The sequence below is a fragment of the Bacillus sp. N13C7 genome (genome assembly GCF_026790065.1).
Lineage (GTDB): Bacteria > Bacillota > Bacilli > Bacillales > Bacillaceae > Bacillus.
On the sequence record NZ_JALAMO010000007.1, the window covers coordinates 184,829 to 203,858 of the forward strand.

Sequence of the window (19,030 nt, forward strand, 5' to 3'; positions counted from 1 at the left end):
AGCTTCAGGCCTTGCGCCGGGCCGTTACGCCTTTGTTGAAACAAAAGCGCCAGCCGGTTATGTGCTAAACACGGAGAAAAAAGAGTTTACCATTTCTGAATCAGCAACAGGAAAGCCAAAATCCGCGAATGCCGGGATCGTCATGAACTATCAAGGATCGGTTCAGCTGACGAAAGAAGATCAAGATGGAAAAGGCTTAGCAGGCGCGGTATTCAAAATCACTGACAGCAATGGGGAAACAGTGAGAGATGATCTAGTCTCAAAAGAAGACGGCAAAATTGAAGTTGACGGGTTAGCGCCGGGAAGCTATCAATTTGTTGAAAAACAGGCGCCAGATGAATATCTTTTATCCGAAAAACCAGTGTCATTCACCATTAAAGCTGAAGATGGCGGCAAACCTGAACAAGTGAAAGTGACAGCAGTTAATACGAAGAACCTTGTCGTTCTCACCAAAGTGGATCAGCAAGATAAAAATAAAGTTCTGCAAGGCGCGGAGTTCAATCTGACAGACGCCAACGGAAAAGTGCTGAAATCCGGCTTGACTACCGATGAAAAAGGACAGATTACGGTTCACGGCCTCAAAGCTGGCGAATATCAGTTTGTCGAAATAAAAGCGCCTAAGGATTATCATTTGGATCAAACACCTATATCATTCAAGATCACAAATACTGACACGAAGCCAGTCAAAATCACCGCGGAAAACATATTGGCACCAGGTGACGTGAAAGTGACGAAAGTGGATCAAGACGATAAAACGACAGTTTTGGAGGGCGCTGAATTCAAGTTAGTGGACGCAAGCGGCAAGCCTGTAAAAACTGACGGCTATGGAAAAGAGCTGCCTGAACTCTGGAAAACGGATAAACAGGGCCAGTTCACAGTAAACGGGCTTGCGCCGGGAAGCTATCAATTGATTGAAACAAAGGCACCAGAAGGTTACAAACTGGATGAAACACCGATTGAATTCACAATAGAAAAAGGACAGCCAAAAGCTGTCGAGATCGTGATTTCTAATCAGAAAGTAAAAACGCCACCAACACCTGACAAACCTGATAAACCTGCGCCGGGTGGAGACATGAAGGATGACGGAGATCACTCGAAAACCAATGGTACAGATGGCAGCTCGAATGGTCAGCCGAACACAGATAAAACCCTTCCGAAAACCGGAGATACAGACAGCATGCTGACAGCCATGATTGGTATTCTGCTGCTTATGGCAGGCGGAGGCTTAGCCGTTGCCTCAAGAAAGAAGCAAAGAAAAGGATAAATATGAAGGCACCTGATCATTGAAGAACCGATCAGGTGCTTTTTTAAAAGTGCTACGCTTATTTTTGAGAAGCATAAGAAAGGAATTTTTTTGCATGTACAAGAAAATGATCATGACGGTGTTCATTCTTTTCGGACTGCTGCTGATCTCTTCTCCTTATATCAAAGGGGGAATCATAGCCTATCTTAGCAAAAGCCAGACTGAGTCGGCATTAACTGTGGAGCAGCTGAAAGAAAATAATGAGAAAGAAGCGGTTTTTGAATTTGACTCCATCCAGCCGCCTGATTTGATGGAAGCAATAAAGGCTGGCTTTGATCACGATCAGAAAACGATCATCGGGCGGATCACCATTAAAAGTATCGGTCTGGAGCTTCCGATCCTAAAAGGCACTACCAACGACAATCTTTTGATCGGGGCGGCAACAATGCGCCCGGATCAGAAAATGGGCGAGGGAAATTATCCGTTGGCGGGCCATCATCTGAAGCAAAAGAGCCTTTTGTTCGGACCTCTGGAAAACATAAAAACAGGTGCCCAAATTGTTATCACTGATTTTAAAAAGGATTATATCTTTTCTGTGACATCGAAAGACATCATATCGGAGATGGATGCTGAGGTAATTGAGGAGACAAACAAAAAGGAGATTACGTTAATCACATGTGACAAGGCGGTCAAAACCGAAGGGCGTCTCGTTGTTAAAGGGAAATTGGTTGATTCCTTTGGCCATACAAATTAAAAATGCAAGAGTGAAAGCACGAAAATAAAAGCTGCCGTTCAAAACGGCAGTTTTTTTAATGCAGAATATATTTTGAGGCTCTTCGCTTCTGAGCCGGTTCTCTCGGAAAAATGTCCCCTATATTTTTTGCTTAAACGCCTCAATCAGTTTTGTTCCTGTATAGCCCTCTTTTACAAGAGACTCCAGAATGGTCTCAGTGCCTTGCTGTTTTCTAGTGACCATTTGTCCGTAGATTAAAACCTGTATGCTTTCTTCCAGCTTGACAATATTTTTCACTGCCGCTGTCAGCTGGGCGGGGCGGTTGCTTTTTTTCGTGATCGTTACAAATACTTTGGCTTCAGTTTGGCTGTTCTGAAGCTGTTCAAAAAAAGACAGGTGTTCTGTCGGTACAAGCGCTTCGATCAGCCAGTGATTTTCACCGTCTTCTTTATTTATAATCAGTCCGTCAATAAGGGGAAACTGTTCAATTGATTTCTCTTCCTTGTCCACTCGTTCCACATTCAAGTCAACCAGTTTGAAGGTTTTCATTTCTTTTCTCACCCCGATTACTTCCAAAGATTTCTTGCCTTCCATTATAACATAAACGTTTTCTAGGAAAAAATGCTGCAATGCTGGGGCTAAAGAATTTTGTATTAGCGAAACATTTAATAATTTCTATTTTTTCATTATACTGTAACTGACTATGGATTACGGAGAGATGTGGTATGAATCAATTTCGTTTAAAAGAAATCTATATTGACGGCACTCCTTCTGAAAACCGTTTGATTCAAAAGGATGAAGCATATATATTAAGCCGTAAAGAAGTGTTTGAGGTTCATTTGAACAAAAAAGGGAGGATGAGTTTTTTATACGAAACACACGATGGCATGGAGCAGTATAAAATTGAGGTGTCATTGCCGGAAAAAAAATTGAGCTTTCAGTGGTTTGCATGGGATGGCTCTTCCTATGTGTGTATGAATACGCAAAATTGGCTGACAAAGCAAATCTTTTTCCGGTTTTTAAAAAGCACATATTTCTTTAAAGGGAAAAAACAAAAGATGTTTTTAGCTGAAGGAAAAATGAAAACGAAGGATAAAAACAGAGGCTGAAAGCCATTTTTAAGCGTTTTTCTTTTCTCATTGCATCATCTACAATACTTATAACCGCAAGGAGAGGAGGAATCGCATGTTCAATCAGGTCATGCTTGTCGGACGTCTTACAAAAGATCCTGAGCTTCGCTACACTTCCGCCGGTGCGGCAGTTGCACACGTTACGCTCGCGGTAAACCGCAGCTTCAAAAACGCTTCAGGTGAAATTGAGGCTGATTACGTCAATTGCACGCTTTGGAGAAAAACAGCTGAAAACACGGCGCTGTATTGCCAAAAAGGTTCTCTCGTCGGTGTAAGCGGACGGATCCAGACACGAAGCTATGAAAACGCAGAGGGCGTTAACGTGTATGTAACCGAAGTGCTGGCAGATACTGTTCGTTTTATGGACACTAAACCCCGGGAAAAAGCTGCCGATTGATCCCTCTGCTCCTCCCCGTTTCTATCCCATCCATTCATGATTAATCGGATCCCCGCATCATCCCCTCAACATTGACCAGTCGACCAGACTGGTTTTTCTTTTTAGGAAAAATTGGTTCTTAAGATGCATTTTCGCTTAAAACCACTTAATAATGTTGATTGTAATTGAGTAAAAACTTATAATTACTTAAAGATGAATGCTAAGAAAAGGAATGAGGGCGTGTACCAAGAAGAAAGATTAGTAGCGATTTTGGATTTTTTAAAACAGCATAACCGAATTACAACGGAGCAAATCTGTACGCTCCTTCAAGTATCAAGGGATACAGCGAGACGGGATCTCGTGAAGCTGGAGGAACAGAATGCCATCATTCGCACAAGGGGCGGGGCCATTTTGCCGACTGTGCATCAGAAAATTCAAAACTACTCTGGCCGCCTGAAAACAGTATCAGAAGAAAAAAACAAGATCGGCAGGCTTGCCGCATCGCTCATACATGATGGTGACCGTGTGATTTTAGACGCCTCTACAACTGTTCAGGCATGTGCAAAGCATTTGAATGCGGGTGATTGTACGATAATCACCAACTCGATTAATCTTGCGGACGTGCTGTCCGATAAAGAGGGAATTGAAATCTATCTGCTCGGAGGCAAGCTGGAAAAGGAGCACCGTTTTCTGTACGGCGCCTCTGTGATTGAAAAGCTCTCAAGCTACCACGTCGATAAAGCGCTCATCGGTGTAGTGGGCATTTCTGAGCATGGCATTACGATTGCGCATGAAGAAGATGGAATGGTCAAACGAAAAATGATTCAGCAGGCAAAGCAAGTGATCGCGCTTGCAGATCATTCGAAGCTAGGAAGCACCAGTTTTTATCAATATGCGGAGCTGAGCGAAATCGATCTGTTGATCACAGACAGGCTGCCGAGTCAGGGGTTTTGTGACTTGCTTGACCGTAACGGTGTAGAACTTCTTGTGACAGAGCAGGATGAAGGAAAGGGCTGACAAACGTGAAATTAATTGCGATTGACTTAGATGGAACCTTACTCAACAGCAAGCATCAGGTAAGCTTGGAAAATGAAAGCGCACTGCGGCAGGCACAGCTGGACGGCATTGAAGTGGTGGTGTCTACTGGACGCGCTCATTTTGACGTCGAATCGATCTTTAAGCCGCTCGGAATCAAAACGTGGGTCATCAGCGCAAACGGCGCCGTTATTCACGATCCTGACGGCAGGCTTTATCATCAGGAAACCATTGAAAAACAACAGGCCTATGACATTCTCTCATGGCTTGAGTCGGAAAACTATTACTACGAGGTATTCACAGGTTCAGCCATTTATACGCCGCAAAACGGGAGAGAACTTCTTGATGTTGAGCTGGACCGATTTAAGAGTGCGAATCCGGACGCGGATCTTTCCGTGCTGATGCAGGCGGCCGAGGTGCAATACAGCCAATCCGGTTTTGCTTACATTGGCTCGTTTCAAGAACTGTTTGAGTCCGATCAGGAGATCGACTTTTATAATATTCTCGGCTTTTCCTTCTTCAAAGAGAAGCTTGAGGCAGGCTGGAAAAGATATGAGCATGCTGAAGATTTGACGCTTGTCAGTTCTGCTGAGCACAACTTTGAGCTTTCTTCCCGCAAAGCTTCTAAGGGGCAGGCGCTGAAGAGGCTTGCGGAACGGCTGAATATTCCGATCGAAGAAACCGCAGCTGTGGGTGACAGCTTAAATGACAAATCAATGCTGGAGGCTGCGGGCAAGGGTGTAGCGATGGGCAATGCGCGGGAAGATATCAAAGCGATGGCCGACGCTGTCACCTTGACCAATGACGAACACGGCGTCGCCTATATGATTAAGAATTTGCTGTAGGTTTATATGCTGCACCAAAAGTGTATCCTGTTGATAACCGGCGTAACGGATTCTTTGGGAAATTCGGCGTGACGGCTATGAACGGAAAAAAGCTGGCTCTTTTAGGAGCCAGCTTTTTTTATAGTTAATTATTGCGCTGAGGCGCTCAATGTAAATAATTCTTCGAGTTCTTGTGTGGAAAGCTCGGTAATCCAGTTTTCACTTTGGATAATTTGATCGTTCAGCGTTTGCTTCGATTCGAGCATGACATCAATTTTTTCTTCGATTGTTCCCGTCGTAATCATTTTATGCACGTGGACAAAGCGCTCTTGCCCTATGCGGTATGCCCGGTCAGTCGCTTGATTTTCAACCGCTGGGTTCCACCATCTGTCATAATGGATGACGTGATTGGCAGCGGTCAAATTAAGCCCGGTGCCTCCAGCTTTGAGTGAAAGAATCAGTGTCGGGTATTCTTTCTTCTGAAATTTTTCTACGAGTGTATCCCGCTCTTGCTTGGAGAGACTCCCGTTTAAAAATTGCACAGGTTCACCAAACGTTTTTTCAAGCAGCCGCTTCATCATGTTCCCCATCTGAATGTATTGCGTGAAAATGAGGCAGCTTTCGTTTTGGGCGCGGATCGCTGTCATGAGCTCAAGCAGTTTTTCGAGCTTGACCGATCTGCCGGCCAGCAGTTCGGTTTGATCTTCCTTTAAATAGAGTGCAGGATGATCGCATATTTGCTTGAGCCGTCCGAGCATGCTGAGAATCAAGGCTTTTCGCTGCATACCGGTCAGTGACGTCATATGGTCAAATGTGTCTTTGACAAGCTGCTCATAAAGTGATGCCTGTTCGGCTGACAGCGGGATAAATTCTTTTTCTTCCAGCTTCTCAGGAAGGTTGAGCGCGACCTCCTCATCCCGTTTCGTCCGCCGGAGAAGGAACGGCCGAATTAATTGCTGGAGCTGTCCGATTCTCTTTTCGTCCCGGTCTTTTTCGATCGGCAGCACATAGCGTTTATGGAAACCTGTCAGACTGCCAAGGTAGCCTTTATTCATGAAGTCAAAAATGGACCACAGCTCCGTTAAGCGGTTTTCCATCGGCGTGCCGCTTAGCGCGATATGGTGAACCCCTTTAAGCTTTCTGATGGCGCGTGATTGCTTCGTATGCGCGTTTTTAATATTTTGCGCTTCATCAAGGCAGATCGTGCTCCACGTCACAGAAGACAGCTCTTCCGAATCGGCATGCGACAGTCCGTATGAAGTGAGTACCACATCTGCGTTTTCATAATGCGCTTTGAAATCATCACCCTTTGGACGGCGCGGCCCATAGTGGAGAGCGACAGACAGACCAGGGGCAAAGGTTTGAAGCTCTCGCTGCCAGTTGCCGAGTACAGATGTCGGCGCGATAATCAAATTCGGCGTTTTTTGCCGGCCGCTTTCCTTCACGTGAAGGAAATAGGCGATCATTTGAATTGTTTTTCCAAGCCCCATATCATCAGCCAGACAGGCGCCAAAACCGCTTTCCCTTAGAAACAGCAGCCAGTTCATGCCGTATTTCTGATAAGGGCGGAGCGTTCCTTTGAAAGAAGGACTGACTTCGTGCTCCGGCAGATTTTCCGCGGCAGTGAGCTTCCGGATCAGTGACCTGAGCTGTTTGGACAGATCAAATTGAATGCCGGCAAAAGCGGTTGTATCAATCAGATCTGCGTCTTCTGGCCCGCCTTCCTGCTGATCCATTAGTTCGCGGGCCAGAATATCAGACATGTGGAGTCCTTCTGATTCCGCTTTTTCCATCAGGCGCTTCATCTGTTTGATAAACTGCGGATCGATTTTTACCCATTGTCCGCGGATATTAACGAGGCGCCTGTTGTTGGCGACGAGCTCATTAAATTCAGCCTCAGTCAGCTCAATTCCATTTGTCGCAAACCGCCAATTGAAATCGAGCAGCGCATTCATGCCGACAAATGACTCGCCGCGCGGAGCGGACGACACCTTTGCCTTCAGCATCATGTTGCTGTCTCTGACAATCTGCCACCAGGAAGGGAGGAGAATTTCAACGCCCATATCGACAAGCGTCTCACTCGCTTCTGACAGGAAGATCCAGGCTTCTTCCTCGGAAATCAGCGTTGTGCCGGAATCAAATGACAGCCATGGAACCGTTCTGTGAAAGCGGTCCTGCTCACGCGCGATTTTATCGCTGTATGCCTGCCACGATTTTTTGAGGCTCTTCAGTCCGTCAAAGAATTCTACAGCGCCGCTCTTTTTATCCCGTAAAAACAACTCAATTTTCCAATCGTCTCCGTCGAAGTCCGGTTCATTTAAGCGCAGGCCGACTGTAAATGGAGATTGATCGTCAATCCAGCCGATCCCTTCAAGAAAATCCGTTTCATCGAGAAAATGTCCGCGGAATGTCGTGACCGCAGGCGATTTCTCCTTGATGTGTTCCCATTTCTCCCGCAGGTCATCGTCATATTGGATGTAATCCTGCACGGCAGCGGAAAACCAATCCGCGGTAAAGCCATCCAGTATATTGTCGCGGTCCTTCCAGCGAAAAACCCCGTTTGTCCACGCTTCATAGTCAGGCAGAAAATCGCCGTCCGCGATAAATTCATAGATGGTCGATGCCGCCTCGATCAGCGGCTCCGTTTCTTCTGTAAGCTGCACGGAGCTGAATGAGTTGAACGAGTTTTTGCCGAGAAGCTCTACAGTCATCCATGGAGAAAGCAAAACAGCGGTTGTCCCGATGAAGCTGACATCCTCAAGAAAGGTTCCGTAAAATGAGGATTCGTGCCATTGGAACAAATGCTTTTTCATGTGGCTGTAGGGAAGAGGCTGCTCATTCTCATCAAAGGCTGAGAGTGTAAATGATCCATCTTCCATTTGTTCGACGTGAATGAGAATTTCTTTAAGACTCGCCATCAATCAACTTTCCTTTCTGCAGTTCTTCTTGAAGTGCGCGCAGGCGCTTGTAATGCGAGCTCAGCTGCTGAATATACCGCTCCCACACCTTCATTTTCTTCGCTTTTCTGTACAGGGTGCGCAATTTTTTCAAATACCGGGCGGCTTCCTTGTACGAGCTGCGGTTCTTCTGATCGATAAAAAAGGCCACTTCTCTGTGATAAGCCGGTATAAGCGCCTCCGGATCGCTCGCTGCAATTTCCTTCAGCATGATTTTATCCATTTCATAGATGGAAAAGCCGACAAGGCTGTGAATCTCGATCCACTCGGCATATCGTTTTTTCTCATATAAATGATGGCTGTATTCTGTGAACGTATACGGCAGACAGCCCGCGGCATAGCGTTCAAACAGCGCTTGGTCATTGGTTTGCTTCACATAGGCATTCAGGAGAAGGAACAGCTCGCCGATCACGTCGCGAATCTCTTTAAACGGCTTATCCAGCTTCGTATAACCCATCGCAATCGGTTCAATCCGCTGGTACCATATTTTCAGCCGTCTCCAATCCTTCTTGGCCGTGATTTCACTCAGCCACTGAAACGTATACGGCAGCGCTTCCGGCGGGAATTGATCGGTTTCCGCAAAAATAGCATCATCATTCTTCTGCAAGAATTCCAAATGCAGGCGCCCGAATTGCAATTCAGGGGAAAAACGCCGTCCGGCTTCTTTTTTCAAAATCTCCTGTTCGCGCACCACCCATTTTGGGCGGGCCAGCAGCGCACTCCAAATTTCACCGAAGATGCGGATGCGTTCATATTGAAAAATTTCTTCTTTCAGCAGCAAGTTTCGGATAACATCCGGTGTTTTTTCCAAAAATGGATCAAGCGCAAAAGACAGCGCGTATGTTTTTAATTTATCAATAGAGCTGTAGATTGTATCCATCAGCTGTTCAACGTACGGATTGAGGGAATAAAAATCTTGCTCGGGGTTCAGCTTGCCTGCTTCAATCAATGTGAACATGCGAAGCCAAACCGCAATCGCGGAATGAATCTGGTACAGGCTTTTCAGCTCCGGCTTGTTCGGCGCATGCTTTTTTAATGCGGACAGGTACCCATAATAGAGGCCCTGCATGTTTTGGCTGCCTTCCGGCGTGCGCGCCTGCCAGAGAGAGAACTCTGAATCAAAAAAAGCAAGCCAGCTTGAAAGCGATTCTTCATTAGGCAGCACCTTTTCCTGAAACTGGCGGCGGACGAGCTCTTTGCTTTCCTCAAGCTTTTCCCGCTCCAGCCAATACTCTGTAAAAGTACCCACCCGTTCGAACATTGCATATACATATAAAAACACAGCCAGCATATGGCGGCAGATTCTTCCGGACGGACATGAACAGCCGCTTTTGACTATGACAAACAAGTTCAATGTGACCCGTACAGGCACAACATCCTGCACGTAAGCCGTAACTTCCGTCGGACTCACTGCTTGTAAACGATAGACTGAATCCTGCCGATATAAAATAAGGGCTTTTTTGATCAGCTGAACATTTTCTTCATTGTAAGGAAGAAGTTCTTTTAACTGTTCAGCAGATGCCAGCACATCGTCTTTGGAAATCATATTCTGAAGCATGATTATCGCTCCTAACCGAGTCACGTAATAAAAAGATCCAATTTCTCTATTATATCGCAACACATCGGCCTGAAAAAGTTTTTCCTAAAAAAGGACATAAAAAATGGGATGTGTCGAATGATGTATTAGAGATTGCAAATTGATAACCGGCATCATATAATAATCGTGTTTTCAACTTAATGGAAGCTGAAAGGAACAAAAAAATGAGTGAAAAGAAATTGAATCAAGAGGAATTTCTGAAAATTTTGATGCATGCACATGAAATTGGTGAGCGGTCATCTGAGATGACGACGAAGGAAATGCTTGAAAATTTGATTTCTCATATTAAAAATGGATATGCAACATAAGAATCCCGCACGCCTTTTGCGGGATTTTTTTTATGCGAGATGATGTGTCTGCCTGAATAGAAGAAAAAGAGACAGCATTGCCAAAACAGTAAATATAGCGCTTACATAAAAAGCCGCAATATACCGTTTTGTAAAAAAATGTCGAATTGTGTCATGTGAAAAGCTGGAGAAATGCGGTTTCTACGTTGTATAATCGTAGATGGAAAAGGATGCTATAAGAGATTTGGAGGTATCATGGGAGAATCTACTAGTTTAAAAGAGATATTATCTACGTTAACAAAACGCATACTTTTGATTATGATTGTAACCGCAGCTGCCACTGCTGCCGGCGGACTCATCAGCTTCTTCGCACTTACACCCATCTATGAAAATTCAACACAGATTCTGGTCAATCAATCGAAAAACAACCAAAAAGAAGTCCAATTTAACGATGTCCAAACAAATCTTCAGTTAATCAATACGTATAACGTCATCATTAAGAGCCCTGCCATCTTAGACGAAGTCATTAAAGAAATGGGCCTGTCGATGACCTCTCAGGAACTGAATGACAAAATTACGGTATCCAGCGAGCAGGACTCCCAAGTGGTCAACATATCAGTCAAGGATGAAAATGCAGAAACAGCGGCTCATATTGCCAATACCATCGCATCTGTTTTTCAAGACAAAATTACATCCATTATGAATGTTGACAATGTCAGCATTCTGTCAAAAGCCGAGGTTTCAGAACATCCGTCCCCTGTATCGCCAAAGCCGCTTCTCAACATTGCCATCGCGTTTGCAGCGGGATTGGCGGGAAGCATCGGACTGGCCTTCCTGCTTGAGCATTTGGATAATACGATCAAATCGGAAGAGCAGCTCGAATCCTTGCTGGATATACCGGTTTTAGGCACGGTTTCCACCATTGCCAATGAGCCGAAAACAGCGAAGAGCTTGCATGGTATGCAATCTGAAAAAACGGGGAGTGGACATTTTGGCGTTTAGAAAAAGCAGGGGTTCTTGGATGCGCAGGAATGTCATTGCGATGACAGAGCCGAAATCCTTGAACTCTGAACAATATCGGACGATTCGTACGAATATAGAGTTTGCTTCAGTAGACCGCCAGATGAAATCAGTGATGATCACATCGGCCTGTCCCGGGGAGGGAAAGTCAACGACGGCTGCTAACCTGGCTGTCGTATTTGCCCAGCAGGGAAAAAAAGTGCTTCTGATTGATGCTGATTTGCGAAAACCAACAGTACATACGGCCTTCCACCTTGAAAATATGATTGGCTTAACATCCGTTTTATTAAAGAAAAGCTCACTGGAACAGGCTGTACAAGCTTCTAATGAAAAACATCTAGACGTGCTGACGAGCGGCCCGGTCCCGCCAAACCCGGCTGAGCTTCTTTCCTCAAAATGGATGAAAGAACTGACGGACGAAGCGTGTGCGGCATATGATATGGTCATTTTTGATACGCCGCCTATTCTTGCCGTAGCGGATGCACAAATTTTAGGCAACGTGGCAGACGGTTCTGTTCTGGTCATTTCAAGCGGGAAAACCGATAAGGAACAAGCTGCAAAAGCGAAAGAGGCACTTGAATCGTGCACAAGCAAGCTCCTTGGGGCGATTATGAACGGCAAAAAGCTTTCGAAGCATTCCGAGTACGGATATTACGGAAATAAGGAAAATTTCATACAAAAATAAATAACGTGCATCTTGCCCGTTATTTATTTTTGCGTAAAAAGGGGGCTAAGACATGATAGATATTCACTGTCACATTCTTCCGGCAATGGATGACGGGGCAGGTAATTCAGCCGAAAGCATAGAAATGGCAAAAGCCGCTGTTTGCCAGGGGATTCGGACTATCATTGCGACACCGCATCATAAGAACGGTGTGTATGAAAACGAACCAGCCGCAGTCAGAGAAGCGGCAGATCAGTTAAACAAACGTTTAATCAAAGAAGACATCCCTTTAACCGTGCTTCCGGGGCAAGAAATCAGAATATACGGCAATTTGGAACGGGACCTTGCGGAAAGGCAGCTGCTTTCGCTTAACGGTACGAAGTACATTCTGATTGAATTTCCGTTTGACCAGGTTCCCCGATATGCGGAGCAGCTGTTTTATGATTTGCAGCTGAAAGGATATATTCCGGTCATCGCCCATCCTGAACGCAACAGGGAAATTCGCGAGAATCCGTCCTTGCTGTATCATCTTGTAGAAAAAGGAGCAGCATCTCAGATAACTTCAGGAAGTCTTGCGGGGACTTTCGGCAGACAGCTGAAAGCATTTTCTCTCCGGCTGGCTGAAGCCAATTTGATCCATTTCGTAGCCTCAGATGCCCATAATGTGAAAACGAGAACTTTCCACACTCAAGAGGCCCTATGTGTGCTAGAGAAAGAATTCGGTCCGGAATTTCCTTATATGCTAACGGAAAACGCCGAGCTTCTCTTGCAGAATCAGACGATTATCAGACAGCCCGCACAGCCGGTCAAAAGAAAAAAATTATTTGGGCTTTTTTAAACAGCCGGTTCTCATTTCACCACATTCTTTTTGAGAGCGATATAATAGTATATTGTATGATTGAATCACATTTCAGAAATCTGTACAGGCTGTACCCGACAGGCTATGCGGGAGATCATCCGCATTCATGATAGGATGTTCTCATACGATAATACGGAAGCTGCAAAGCAGCAATTTAACTGTTGGAGGGAAACAATGAATATAACAGTCATCGGAACAGGCTATGTCGGTCTTGTGACAGGTGTTTCTCTTTCTGAGATTGGACATCATGTAACCTGCTTAGATATTGACGCTCACAAGATTGATGAAATGAGAAAGGGCATTTCCCCCATTTTTGAACCGGGTCTTGAAGAGCTGATGAGAAAAAATGCAGCTGATGGGCGGCTTAGCTTTGAAACGAGCTATGAGTCAGGCTTGGCACAGGCAGACATTATTTTTATAGCGGTCGGCACACCGCAGAAAAGCGACGGGCATGCCAACCTGGAGCATATTACAGATGCGGCCAAACGCATCGCCCGGCATATCAAACGGGATGCCATCGTGGTAACGAAAAGCACAGTGCCCGTCGGGACAAACGATTTGATTGAGGGGCTGATCTCTAAACATCTTGCGGAGCCTGTCAGCATATCTGTCGCATCCAATCCGGAATTTTTACGTGAAGGATCGGCGATTTATGACACGTTTCACGGTGACAGAATCGTGATCGGAACAGCAGATCAGACAACAGCCAAGACGCTTGAGGAGCTTTTCCGCCCATTTCAAATCCCGATTTACCAAACGGATATCAGAAGCGCCGAGATGATCAAATATGCCTCAAATGCATTTCTGGCCACTAAGATCAGTTTTATAAATGAAATTTCGAATATATGTGAAAAGGTCGGCGCCGATATTGAAGCAGTCGCGTACGGCATGGGACAGGATAAGCGGATCGGGAGCCAGTTCCTAAAAGCGGGCATAGGCTACGGCGGCTCTTGTTTCCCAAAGGACACAAACGCTCTCGTGCAAATTGCAGGAAATGTCGAGCATGATTTTGAACTGCTGAAATCGGTCATTAAAGTCAACAACAATCAGCAGGCGATGCTGGTGGATAAAGCGCTGAACAGGCTCGGCGGGGTCACGGGAAAAACGATTGCCCTTTTAGGGCTGTCATTTAAACCGAATACGGACGATATGAGGGAAGCGCCGTCGATTGTCATTGCAGACCGTCTCGCTGCGCTCGACGCCCGTATTAAAGCCTACGATCCCATTGCCGCAAGCCATGCGAAGCATGTTCTCCCGCAAGCTGTTGAATATATGGAGACGATCGAGGAAGCTGTCAAAGGCTCCGACGCCGTCATGATTTTAACCGACTGGGCTGACATTAAACAATTCCCGTTAGCAGCTTATCAGGATTTAATGGAGACGCCGCTCATTTTTGACGGCAGAAACTGCTACACATTGGATGAAGCCGCAGCTGCAGGGGTAGAGTATTATTCAGTGGGGCGGAAGGCGGTTGTTCCGTCTGGTGCAATTCAATAGATGTAATAGCAAAGACTGGTTGTGAACCAGTCTTTTTTTCGTCTATTGCGGGGGCTGAATTCATTTGCTACTATTTAACTATTGTTTGGAAAAGGATACAGAATTAGGTTCCTTAAACAAAAGGAAGAAAAGCATTCGAAGAAGCAATAGAAAAACTAGAAAACAAGATCTTCTAAATCAATTGGAGATGCCGGAAAAGGAGAGTTATCTGATGAATCATCTGCCTGAAAAAATGGGACCGTATCGAGACATGTTGGAGTAATCAGCAAAAGAATATGTGAAATTGAATCTCCGAAAAGGGGCAACAGGACGATATGACAGCAAAATTGCCGGTGATCCCTATTTCCCCAAGCATGAAACATACCCGACTGACGAAAATGGACGGCCGATGAAGCTTCTGGCGCAGATTAATTTCTCGCAAATTCCCCAACTTGCCAGCTTTCCTTCCGCGGGTATCCTGCAGTTTTATATTTCTGTGCATGATGACGTGTATGGGTTGAATTTTGACGATCAATGTGAACAAAAGAATTTCAGGGTGATTTATTTTGAAAATATCATAGAAAACGAAGAGGAGCTTGTTTCGGATTTTTCATTTATCGGCACAGACGAATGTGATTTTCCGATTTTATCAGAAGCAGCAGTCGAGCCTGTGAAATCTGCGGAATGGGTCCTGCCTACAGATTTTCAATTTGAGCAATATACGGGCATGGAAACAATGGAGTTCTTTGATCAGTTCGGCGAGGATGAAGAAGACATTTATAATGAACTGGCTGAAAACGGATTCGGCCATAAAATTGGCGGGTACGCATCTTTTACCCAGCATGACCCGCGGGAATATGCGTATAAAGAACATACCGTTCTCCTTTTGCAAATTGATTCAGACGATGATATCGATTCAATGTGGGGAGACGTTGGCATCGCTAATTTTTTCATCACACCTGACGATTTAAGGAAAAAAGACTTTTCAAACGTGCTGTACAACTGGGACTGCAGCTAATACAAGCTTTTGATCAACAGGGTCACACCTGATGCCAATAGGGTCAAAAGCGGAAATGAAATAAGCCACACAACAAAATCAGGCGTTGCCGAGTCAATGCAGAACATAAATATGACCAATAAGCTGAGCACCGTAAGAGGCATTGACCAAAGGCCGTGTTTATGAAATAACAATGCGCCTGCAACACCGAAAACAAAGAAGGACAGAAAAGGAAAGACAACAAAAAATAACATCATCGGACTGAAAAAACTCATCATCATCACCTTATATCATCTTACATTAATTACCAATAAATAGGAAGAGGCAGATCAACAGAATCTGTCTCTTTCAAGTGCCTTTTTAACTATGACTTTAGGAGTTTTCATTTTATAAAACGTTTTCATAAGCTGTATAACGAACGAAAACAAGCTCATATACCTACATTTCAAGAGCGTTATACGCCTAAATTAAGCCATTTACCCTATTTAAGCCGCCATCTGGCTATTTTAAAATATAATATATGGAAATAAAGTATGGAAAAGTCTATCTTCATCAGCCCCTCCATACGACTTTTTGAGTATTAAGAGGTGATTCAGATGGGTTATGAAAGTATGCTGGCGGATATCAAAAGTTCGCTCAACGGAAAAATTTCCGACGTGGAAGACAAGATCGAAAAGCTGAAAAAAGCAAAAAAGGACATAGACACACTGCAAGAAGAGGCTATCACTGAAATTAAAGAAATTGTGAAACCGGAATTGGGCAAGCACTGGACGGGAACAAAAGCGGATGATTTCGACAAAGGGAGAGAAGAGGCGAAATCGGAAGCATCCAAGATTGTGAATGATAAATATAACGAGTATATGGCGTCTATTAGTGGGAAAATTTTAGATCTTGAAATCCAAAAAGCCACTTATGCAGGAGAATTGGTGTTAGCAAATACCGCAGGCGATCTTCTTGCTAAGGGAGAAGATTTCGTGGAAGAAGCAGGAAAACATATAAGTAAACTGAAATGGTGGTGATCTTTTCTTATGTCAGAAATTAAGCTGAAGTACGACACAGTCATCAAAACATTAGAGTCTGTCAAAGACGCGCTTGCTGACGTATCAATCGGCGCCGCGGGCTCCAACGGAAAAAACAGCCTCGATTATACGAAAAAATATCATGAGCGTGAGGAGAACATCAAAACCATGCTCGGGGACTACAAAAAAGCGGTACAGAAAAATATTGAGGATACAAAGGATAACGTAGATTCACTCAAAGAGCAGGACGAGGCGATAGCGGTAAAATAGAACAGAAAGGGCAGTGCGATGAGCAAAGTATTTGAATCTAAATCTTTAATTGAAGAAGCGAAGAGCAGAAAAAAGCAATATGAGACGCTTGAAGAGCAGCTGAACACGCTGAAAAAAGCGTTTCAGGAAGTGGCGGATTTAGGCGATAATTTTAAAGGCAAAGGCGCGGACAATATTAAAGCGTTCTTTCAGGGGCAGGGGGAAATCGTTGACAGCTGGCTGACGCTTGTCTCTGCTCAAATTGCGTTTTTAAATGGCGTTTCAGGAGATATTAAAGATCAAGAACTGAATGATTCATATGTGGAAACTTCTTTTTTGGATCATGAGCTGCCCAATGGAGACCTGAAAGCCTCAGAGATAGTCTCCGCTCATAAAGAAGAAATCGATTCTATTTTGTCAGGCATCAGCGATATTATTGATCTCGACATGTACACGCTTGACGACTATGCAGATAAGATGGGCGATGCCCAAAAAATCAGGCGTGACACGATTACGGCAGTCGATCAGCTTGATGAATCCCTGACCACTGAATATCAAAATTTAGAATCTCTCGACAACGCAGTGCTCACCAAATATTCTGTTCTCATGCAGGCCACCAGCAATGGGAAGAGCGCATCCCCAATGTACTATGACAAAAAAGCCTTCCACAGCAATGAAGTCTACAAAAGCGTCATTGAAGTAGAAAAGCAAGGAACAACCTATATTGATGCAAAAGCCCAGCAAGCCGAAGCAAGACGGCTTCAGGAAAAGGCTGAAGAAGAAGCAAATAAACCATGGTACGAAAAAACATGGGATGGAGTTTGCAACTTTACTGGAGAAGTCACTGGCTATTATGATTATAAAAGAGCAACCGAAGGCGTTGATCCGGTTACCGGCGAAAAACTCTCCACCGCAGAACGAGTGACCGCAGGAGCTATGGCCGCTGCCGGATTCATACCGGTCGTCGGCTGGGCAGGCCGCGCCTTCAAAGGCGGAAAAGCCATCTACAAAACCGGAAAAGCGGCTATCGCGGCCGAACACGCTTTAGATGCCTACAAAACAGGCAAATCCTTAGACATTCTCAAAATGTCTGAAATGGGCGCATACGGCCTTGTTGCTTCAAACGGATTCTCAGAAGCCGTGACAGGAAGAGACATGTTTGGAAACAAAGTGTCTGAGGAGAAGCGGAAATCGGGCGCGCTGGAAGCGGCATTAAGCCTCGTTGGAGCCGGTGCATTGGCGAAACACATTGATAAAGGCATCCCGCTTGCAACCCATTCAAAAGTCCAAAAAGCAAACAAAACACTAGAGAAAGTAAAACAATTCAAAGTCCCAACAAACGTCCGCGTGTACGCAGAACGCCCAGTAACTCCGGAGGGCTTTACATTCGGAATCCCGACAGTACGTGTCGATGTGGAAAAGACGGCTGTTAAGGATCTTGGGATTGTGAAGATGGTTAGTAGTGGTAAAGGTATTAAGGGTACGGGTAAACGAAATAACATTGATATTGGAAAAGCTGATCTAGATGCACTGAGAAAGAAATGGAATGTTCCAGAAACTGAAACAATTGCAGTTGGAAAGACAGATATAAAAGGGTTAGAAGATTTGACTTTTAAAGGAGGTTCGCCGAAAGTCAGAAAAGAAGCTGGATTACCTGATTTAGATGAAATAATGCCTGACAGGAATATTAAAGCTCCAGGTAATAACCCATTGTTCACTAGGCATGCAGAAGAAGGAGTTCTGAATGAATTTGATTCAGCAGTAATAAAGGCAGATATAAAACCAGAAGATGTAACGGGAACATTAAGACTTCATCAATCGAATCCTTCCGGTGTATGTAGAAAGTGTTATCAGGGATTGGCAAACGATAAAGTTCCGCCTGGTGTATTAAAACAATTAAGTTTAAAATATCCCAATCTGAAAATTGAAGTAACATCGGAAATGGATGAAAGTATAAAAGTAACTGGTAGGCTTAATCTAATGATTAAAAATGGAAAGTATATTGAATAGTTGGAGGTTAATTATGGCTAATACAAATTTCAGTAGTTTAACAGAAGACGGTAAAGTAGTATTTTTCCTTGGACTTTCAGAAAAAGTTTTGACGGTATTTTCTCAAAAGGAAGATCAAGTTTTAGCTCAGAAAGTTATATATAAATGTTGGGATTGGCTAAAAGAAAAAGAAAATATAGGGGATATTCTTTATGAATCACTAGATAATGAAGAAAATGGGATAACATTACTTCAAGAGATGTCAGTTAATGAAACAGATGTAACAGCTTGGAACTGTATTATAGATGCAGTTGCTTATACTAGTAGAAAAGCATATGAAAGAGAAGGCGTCAAATATTATCCTGAACCAATTGCTTTAGTTGATGATACATTAGTAGACCATTTTATGGATTGTTTTACAAAATGCATAGATAATGCAGATAGTTATATTAGAAAAATGAATATTTTATTGGATAGATACAAGAATGGGAACATTGCGAGTGATCTACGGACAGAGGTTTTAAGGGAACTTCAAATACAAAACTAATTATTTACTCAATTGAAAAGGATGTTTG

General features: G+C 44.2%; 18 protein-coding genes and 1 pseudogene. 16 read left to right on the top strand and 3 right to left on the bottom strand.

Features of this window, described 5'->3' with window-relative positions:
- Together MOB98_RS09130 and MOB98_RS09135 are read left to right on the top strand one after the other, a co-directional pair.
- Nucleotides 1-1,264: SpaA isopeptide-forming pilin-related protein (locus MOB98_RS09130; RefSeq protein ID WP_268367260.1), on the top strand; the 1,264-nt coding region annotated here is incomplete at its 5' end.
- Nucleotides 1,265-1,358: 94 nt separating this feature from the next.
- Nucleotides 1,359-1,997, top strand: coding sequence for a class A sortase (locus MOB98_RS09135; protein ID WP_268360225.1), 639 nt, complete (start codon nucleotides 1,359-1,361; stop codon nucleotides 1,995-1,997).
- Nucleotides 1,998-2,114: 117 nt separating this feature from the next.
- Here MOB98_RS09135 and MOB98_RS09140 read toward each other — a convergent pair whose 3' ends face one another.
- Nucleotides 2,115-2,525: a YwpF-like family protein gene (locus tag MOB98_RS09140; protein WP_268360247.1), complete on the bottom strand. Its 411-nt coding sequence runs from the start codon at nucleotides 2,523-2,525 to the stop codon at nucleotides 2,115-2,117.
- A gap of 176 nt (nucleotides 2,526-2,701) precedes the next feature.
- On the opposite strand from MOB98_RS09140, the gene MOB98_RS09145 reads away from it, so the two are divergent.
- From MOB98_RS09145 to MOB98_RS09160, 4 genes are all read left to right on the top strand, one after another.
- Nucleotides 2,702-3,085: a hypothetical protein gene (locus tag MOB98_RS09145; protein WP_019259681.1), complete on the top strand. Its 384-nt coding sequence runs from the start codon at nucleotides 2,702-2,704 to the stop codon at nucleotides 3,083-3,085.
- A gap of 76 nt (nucleotides 3,086-3,161) precedes the next feature.
- Nucleotides 3,162-3,503: a single-stranded DNA-binding protein SsbB gene (gene ssbB, locus MOB98_RS09150; protein WP_268360226.1), complete on the top strand. Its 342-nt coding sequence runs from the start codon at nucleotides 3,162-3,164 to the stop codon at nucleotides 3,501-3,503.
- A 219-nt stretch (nucleotides 3,504-3,722) separates the two neighbouring features.
- Nucleotides 3,723-4,499 carry a transcriptional regulator GlcR gene (gene glcR, locus MOB98_RS09155; RefSeq protein WP_268360227.1) on the top strand — a complete coding sequence of 259 codons (777 nt, stop codon included), beginning with the start codon at nucleotides 3,723-3,725 and terminating at the stop codon, nucleotides 4,497-4,499.
- A 5-nt stretch (nucleotides 4,500-4,504) separates the two neighbouring features.
- Nucleotides 4,505-5,362, top strand: coding sequence for a Cof-type HAD-IIB family hydrolase (locus MOB98_RS09160; RefSeq protein WP_268360228.1), 858 nt, complete (start codon nucleotides 4,505-4,507; stop codon nucleotides 5,360-5,362).
- A 128-nt stretch (nucleotides 5,363-5,490) separates the two neighbouring features.
- On the opposite strand, the gene MOB98_RS09165 is transcribed toward MOB98_RS09160, so the two are convergent.
- Together MOB98_RS09165 and MOB98_RS09170 are read right to left on the bottom strand one after the other, a co-directional pair.
- On the bottom strand, nucleotides 5,491-8,259 hold the full coding sequence (locus tag MOB98_RS09165; protein WP_268360229.1) for a DEAD/DEAH box helicase: 2,769 nt from the start codon (nucleotides 8,257-8,259) through the stop codon (nucleotides 5,491-5,493).
- Nucleotides 8,246-9,856 carry an SWIM zinc finger family protein gene (locus MOB98_RS09170; RefSeq protein ID WP_268360230.1) on the bottom strand — a complete coding sequence of 537 codons (1,611 nt, stop codon included), beginning with the start codon at nucleotides 9,854-9,856 and terminating at the stop codon, nucleotides 8,246-8,248. The genes MOB98_RS09165 and MOB98_RS09170 overlap by 14 nt, the downstream gene beginning before the upstream one ends.
- Nucleotides 9,857-10,059: 203 nt before the next feature.
- Between MOB98_RS09170 and MOB98_RS09175 the strand changes: the two genes are divergently transcribed.
- The 10 genes and pseudogenes from MOB98_RS09175 (at nucleotide 10,060) to MOB98_RS09220 (ending at nucleotide 19,002) form a co-directional block, all read left to right on the top strand.
- The gene (locus MOB98_RS09175) at nucleotides 10,060-10,203 is read left to right on the top strand and encodes a hypothetical protein (protein WP_003221769.1); all 144 of its coding nucleotides are present in this window, start codon (nucleotides 10,060-10,062) and stop codon (nucleotides 10,201-10,203) included.
- A gap of 234 nt (nucleotides 10,204-10,437) precedes the next feature.
- The gene (gene tkmA / locus MOB98_RS09180) at nucleotides 10,438-11,184 is read left to right on the top strand and encodes a protein-tyrosine kinase activator TkmA (protein ID WP_268360231.1); all 747 of its coding nucleotides are present in this window, start codon (nucleotides 10,438-10,440) and stop codon (nucleotides 11,182-11,184) included.
- Nucleotides 11,174-11,887 carry a CpsD/CapB family tyrosine-protein kinase gene (locus MOB98_RS09185; RefSeq protein ID WP_268360232.1) on the top strand — a complete coding sequence of 238 codons (714 nt, stop codon included), beginning with the start codon at nucleotides 11,174-11,176 and terminating at the stop codon, nucleotides 11,885-11,887. The genes tkmA and MOB98_RS09185 overlap by 11 nt, the downstream gene beginning before the upstream one ends.
- Nucleotides 11,888-11,939: 52 nt before the next feature.
- The gene (locus MOB98_RS09190; protein ID WP_268360233.1) at nucleotides 11,940-12,704 is read left to right on the top strand and encodes a tyrosine-protein phosphatase; all 765 of its coding nucleotides are present in this window, start codon (nucleotides 11,940-11,942) and stop codon (nucleotides 12,702-12,704) included.
- Nucleotides 12,705-12,899: 195 nt separating this feature from the next.
- Complete coding sequence (gene uglF, locus MOB98_RS09195) at nucleotides 12,900-14,222, top strand: UDP-glucose 6-dehydrogenase UglF (protein ID WP_268360234.1); 1,323 nt, start codon at nucleotides 12,900-12,902, stop codon at nucleotides 14,220-14,222.
- Between the two features lie 211 nt (nucleotides 14,223-14,433).
- Nucleotides 14,434-15,219 (top strand): annotated as a pseudogene (locus tag MOB98_RS09200) (YwqG family protein).
- Between the two features lie 575 nt (nucleotides 15,220-15,794).
- Nucleotides 15,795-16,217, top strand: a complete 423-nt coding sequence (locus MOB98_RS09205) for a YwqH-like family protein (RefSeq protein ID WP_268360235.1) — start codon at nucleotides 15,795-15,797, stop codon at nucleotides 16,215-16,217.
- Nucleotides 16,218-16,226: 9 nt separating this feature from the next.
- Nucleotides 16,227-16,487 carry a YwqI/YxiC family protein gene (locus tag MOB98_RS09210; protein ID WP_010332154.1) on the top strand — a complete coding sequence of 87 codons (261 nt, stop codon included), beginning with the start codon at nucleotides 16,227-16,229 and terminating at the stop codon, nucleotides 16,485-16,487.
- Between the two features lie 18 nt (nucleotides 16,488-16,505).
- The gene (locus tag MOB98_RS09215; RefSeq protein WP_268360236.1) at nucleotides 16,506-18,476 is read left to right on the top strand and encodes a T7SS effector LXG polymorphic toxin; all 1,971 of its coding nucleotides are present in this window, start codon (nucleotides 16,506-16,508) and stop codon (nucleotides 18,474-18,476) included.
- Nucleotides 18,477-18,489: 13 nt separating this feature from the next.
- The gene (locus MOB98_RS09220) at nucleotides 18,490-19,002 is read left to right on the top strand and encodes an Imm6 family immunity protein (RefSeq protein ID WP_268360237.1); all 513 of its coding nucleotides are present in this window, start codon (nucleotides 18,490-18,492) and stop codon (nucleotides 19,000-19,002) included.
- The last annotated feature ends 28 nt before the right edge of the window (nucleotides 19,003-19,030 follow it).

What these genes read in the sequence shown, in the direction of transcription:
- MOB98_RS09135 (WP_268360225.1), top strand. Translation starts at nt 1,359, where the DNA reads ATGTACAAGAAAATGATCATGACGGTGTTCATTCTTTTCGGACTGCTG.
- MOB98_RS09140 (WP_268360247.1), bottom strand. Translation starts at nt 2,525, where the DNA reads ATGAAAACCTTCAAACTGGTTGACTTGAATGTGGAACGAGTGGACAAG.
- MOB98_RS09145 (WP_019259681.1), top strand. Translation starts at nt 2,702, where the DNA reads ATGAATCAATTTCGTTTAAAAGAAATCTATATTGACGGCACTCCTTCT.
- ssbB (WP_268360226.1), top strand. Translation starts at nt 3,162, where the DNA reads ATGTTCAATCAGGTCATGCTTGTCGGACGTCTTACAAAAGATCCTGAG.
- MOB98_RS09165 (WP_268360229.1), bottom strand. Translation starts at nt 8,259, where the DNA reads ATGGCGAGTCTTAAAGAAATTCTCATTCACGTCGAACAAATGGAAGAT.
- MOB98_RS09170 (WP_268360230.1), bottom strand. Translation starts at nt 9,856, where the DNA reads ATGCTTCAGAATATGATTTCCAAAGACGATGTGCTGGCATCTGCTGAA.
- MOB98_RS09175 (WP_003221769.1), top strand. Translation starts at nt 10,060, where the DNA reads ATGAGTGAAAAGAAATTGAATCAAGAGGAATTTCTGAAAATTTTGATG.
- tkmA (WP_268360231.1), top strand. Translation starts at nt 10,438, where the DNA reads ATGGGAGAATCTACTAGTTTAAAAGAGATATTATCTACGTTAACAAAA.
- MOB98_RS09190 (WP_268360233.1), top strand. Translation starts at nt 11,940, where the DNA reads ATGATAGATATTCACTGTCACATTCTTCCGGCAATGGATGACGGGGCA.
- uglF (WP_268360234.1), top strand. Translation starts at nt 12,900, where the DNA reads ATGAATATAACAGTCATCGGAACAGGCTATGTCGGTCTTGTGACAGGT.
- MOB98_RS09205 (WP_268360235.1), top strand. Translation starts at nt 15,795, where the DNA reads ATGGGTTATGAAAGTATGCTGGCGGATATCAAAAGTTCGCTCAACGGA.
- MOB98_RS09210 (WP_010332154.1), top strand. Translation starts at nt 16,227, where the DNA reads ATGTCAGAAATTAAGCTGAAGTACGACACAGTCATCAAAACATTAGAG.
- MOB98_RS09215 (WP_268360236.1), top strand. Translation starts at nt 16,506, where the DNA reads ATGAGCAAAGTATTTGAATCTAAATCTTTAATTGAAGAAGCGAAGAGC.
- MOB98_RS09220 (WP_268360237.1), top strand. Translation starts at nt 18,490, where the DNA reads ATGGCTAATACAAATTTCAGTAGTTTAACAGAAGACGGTAAAGTAGTA.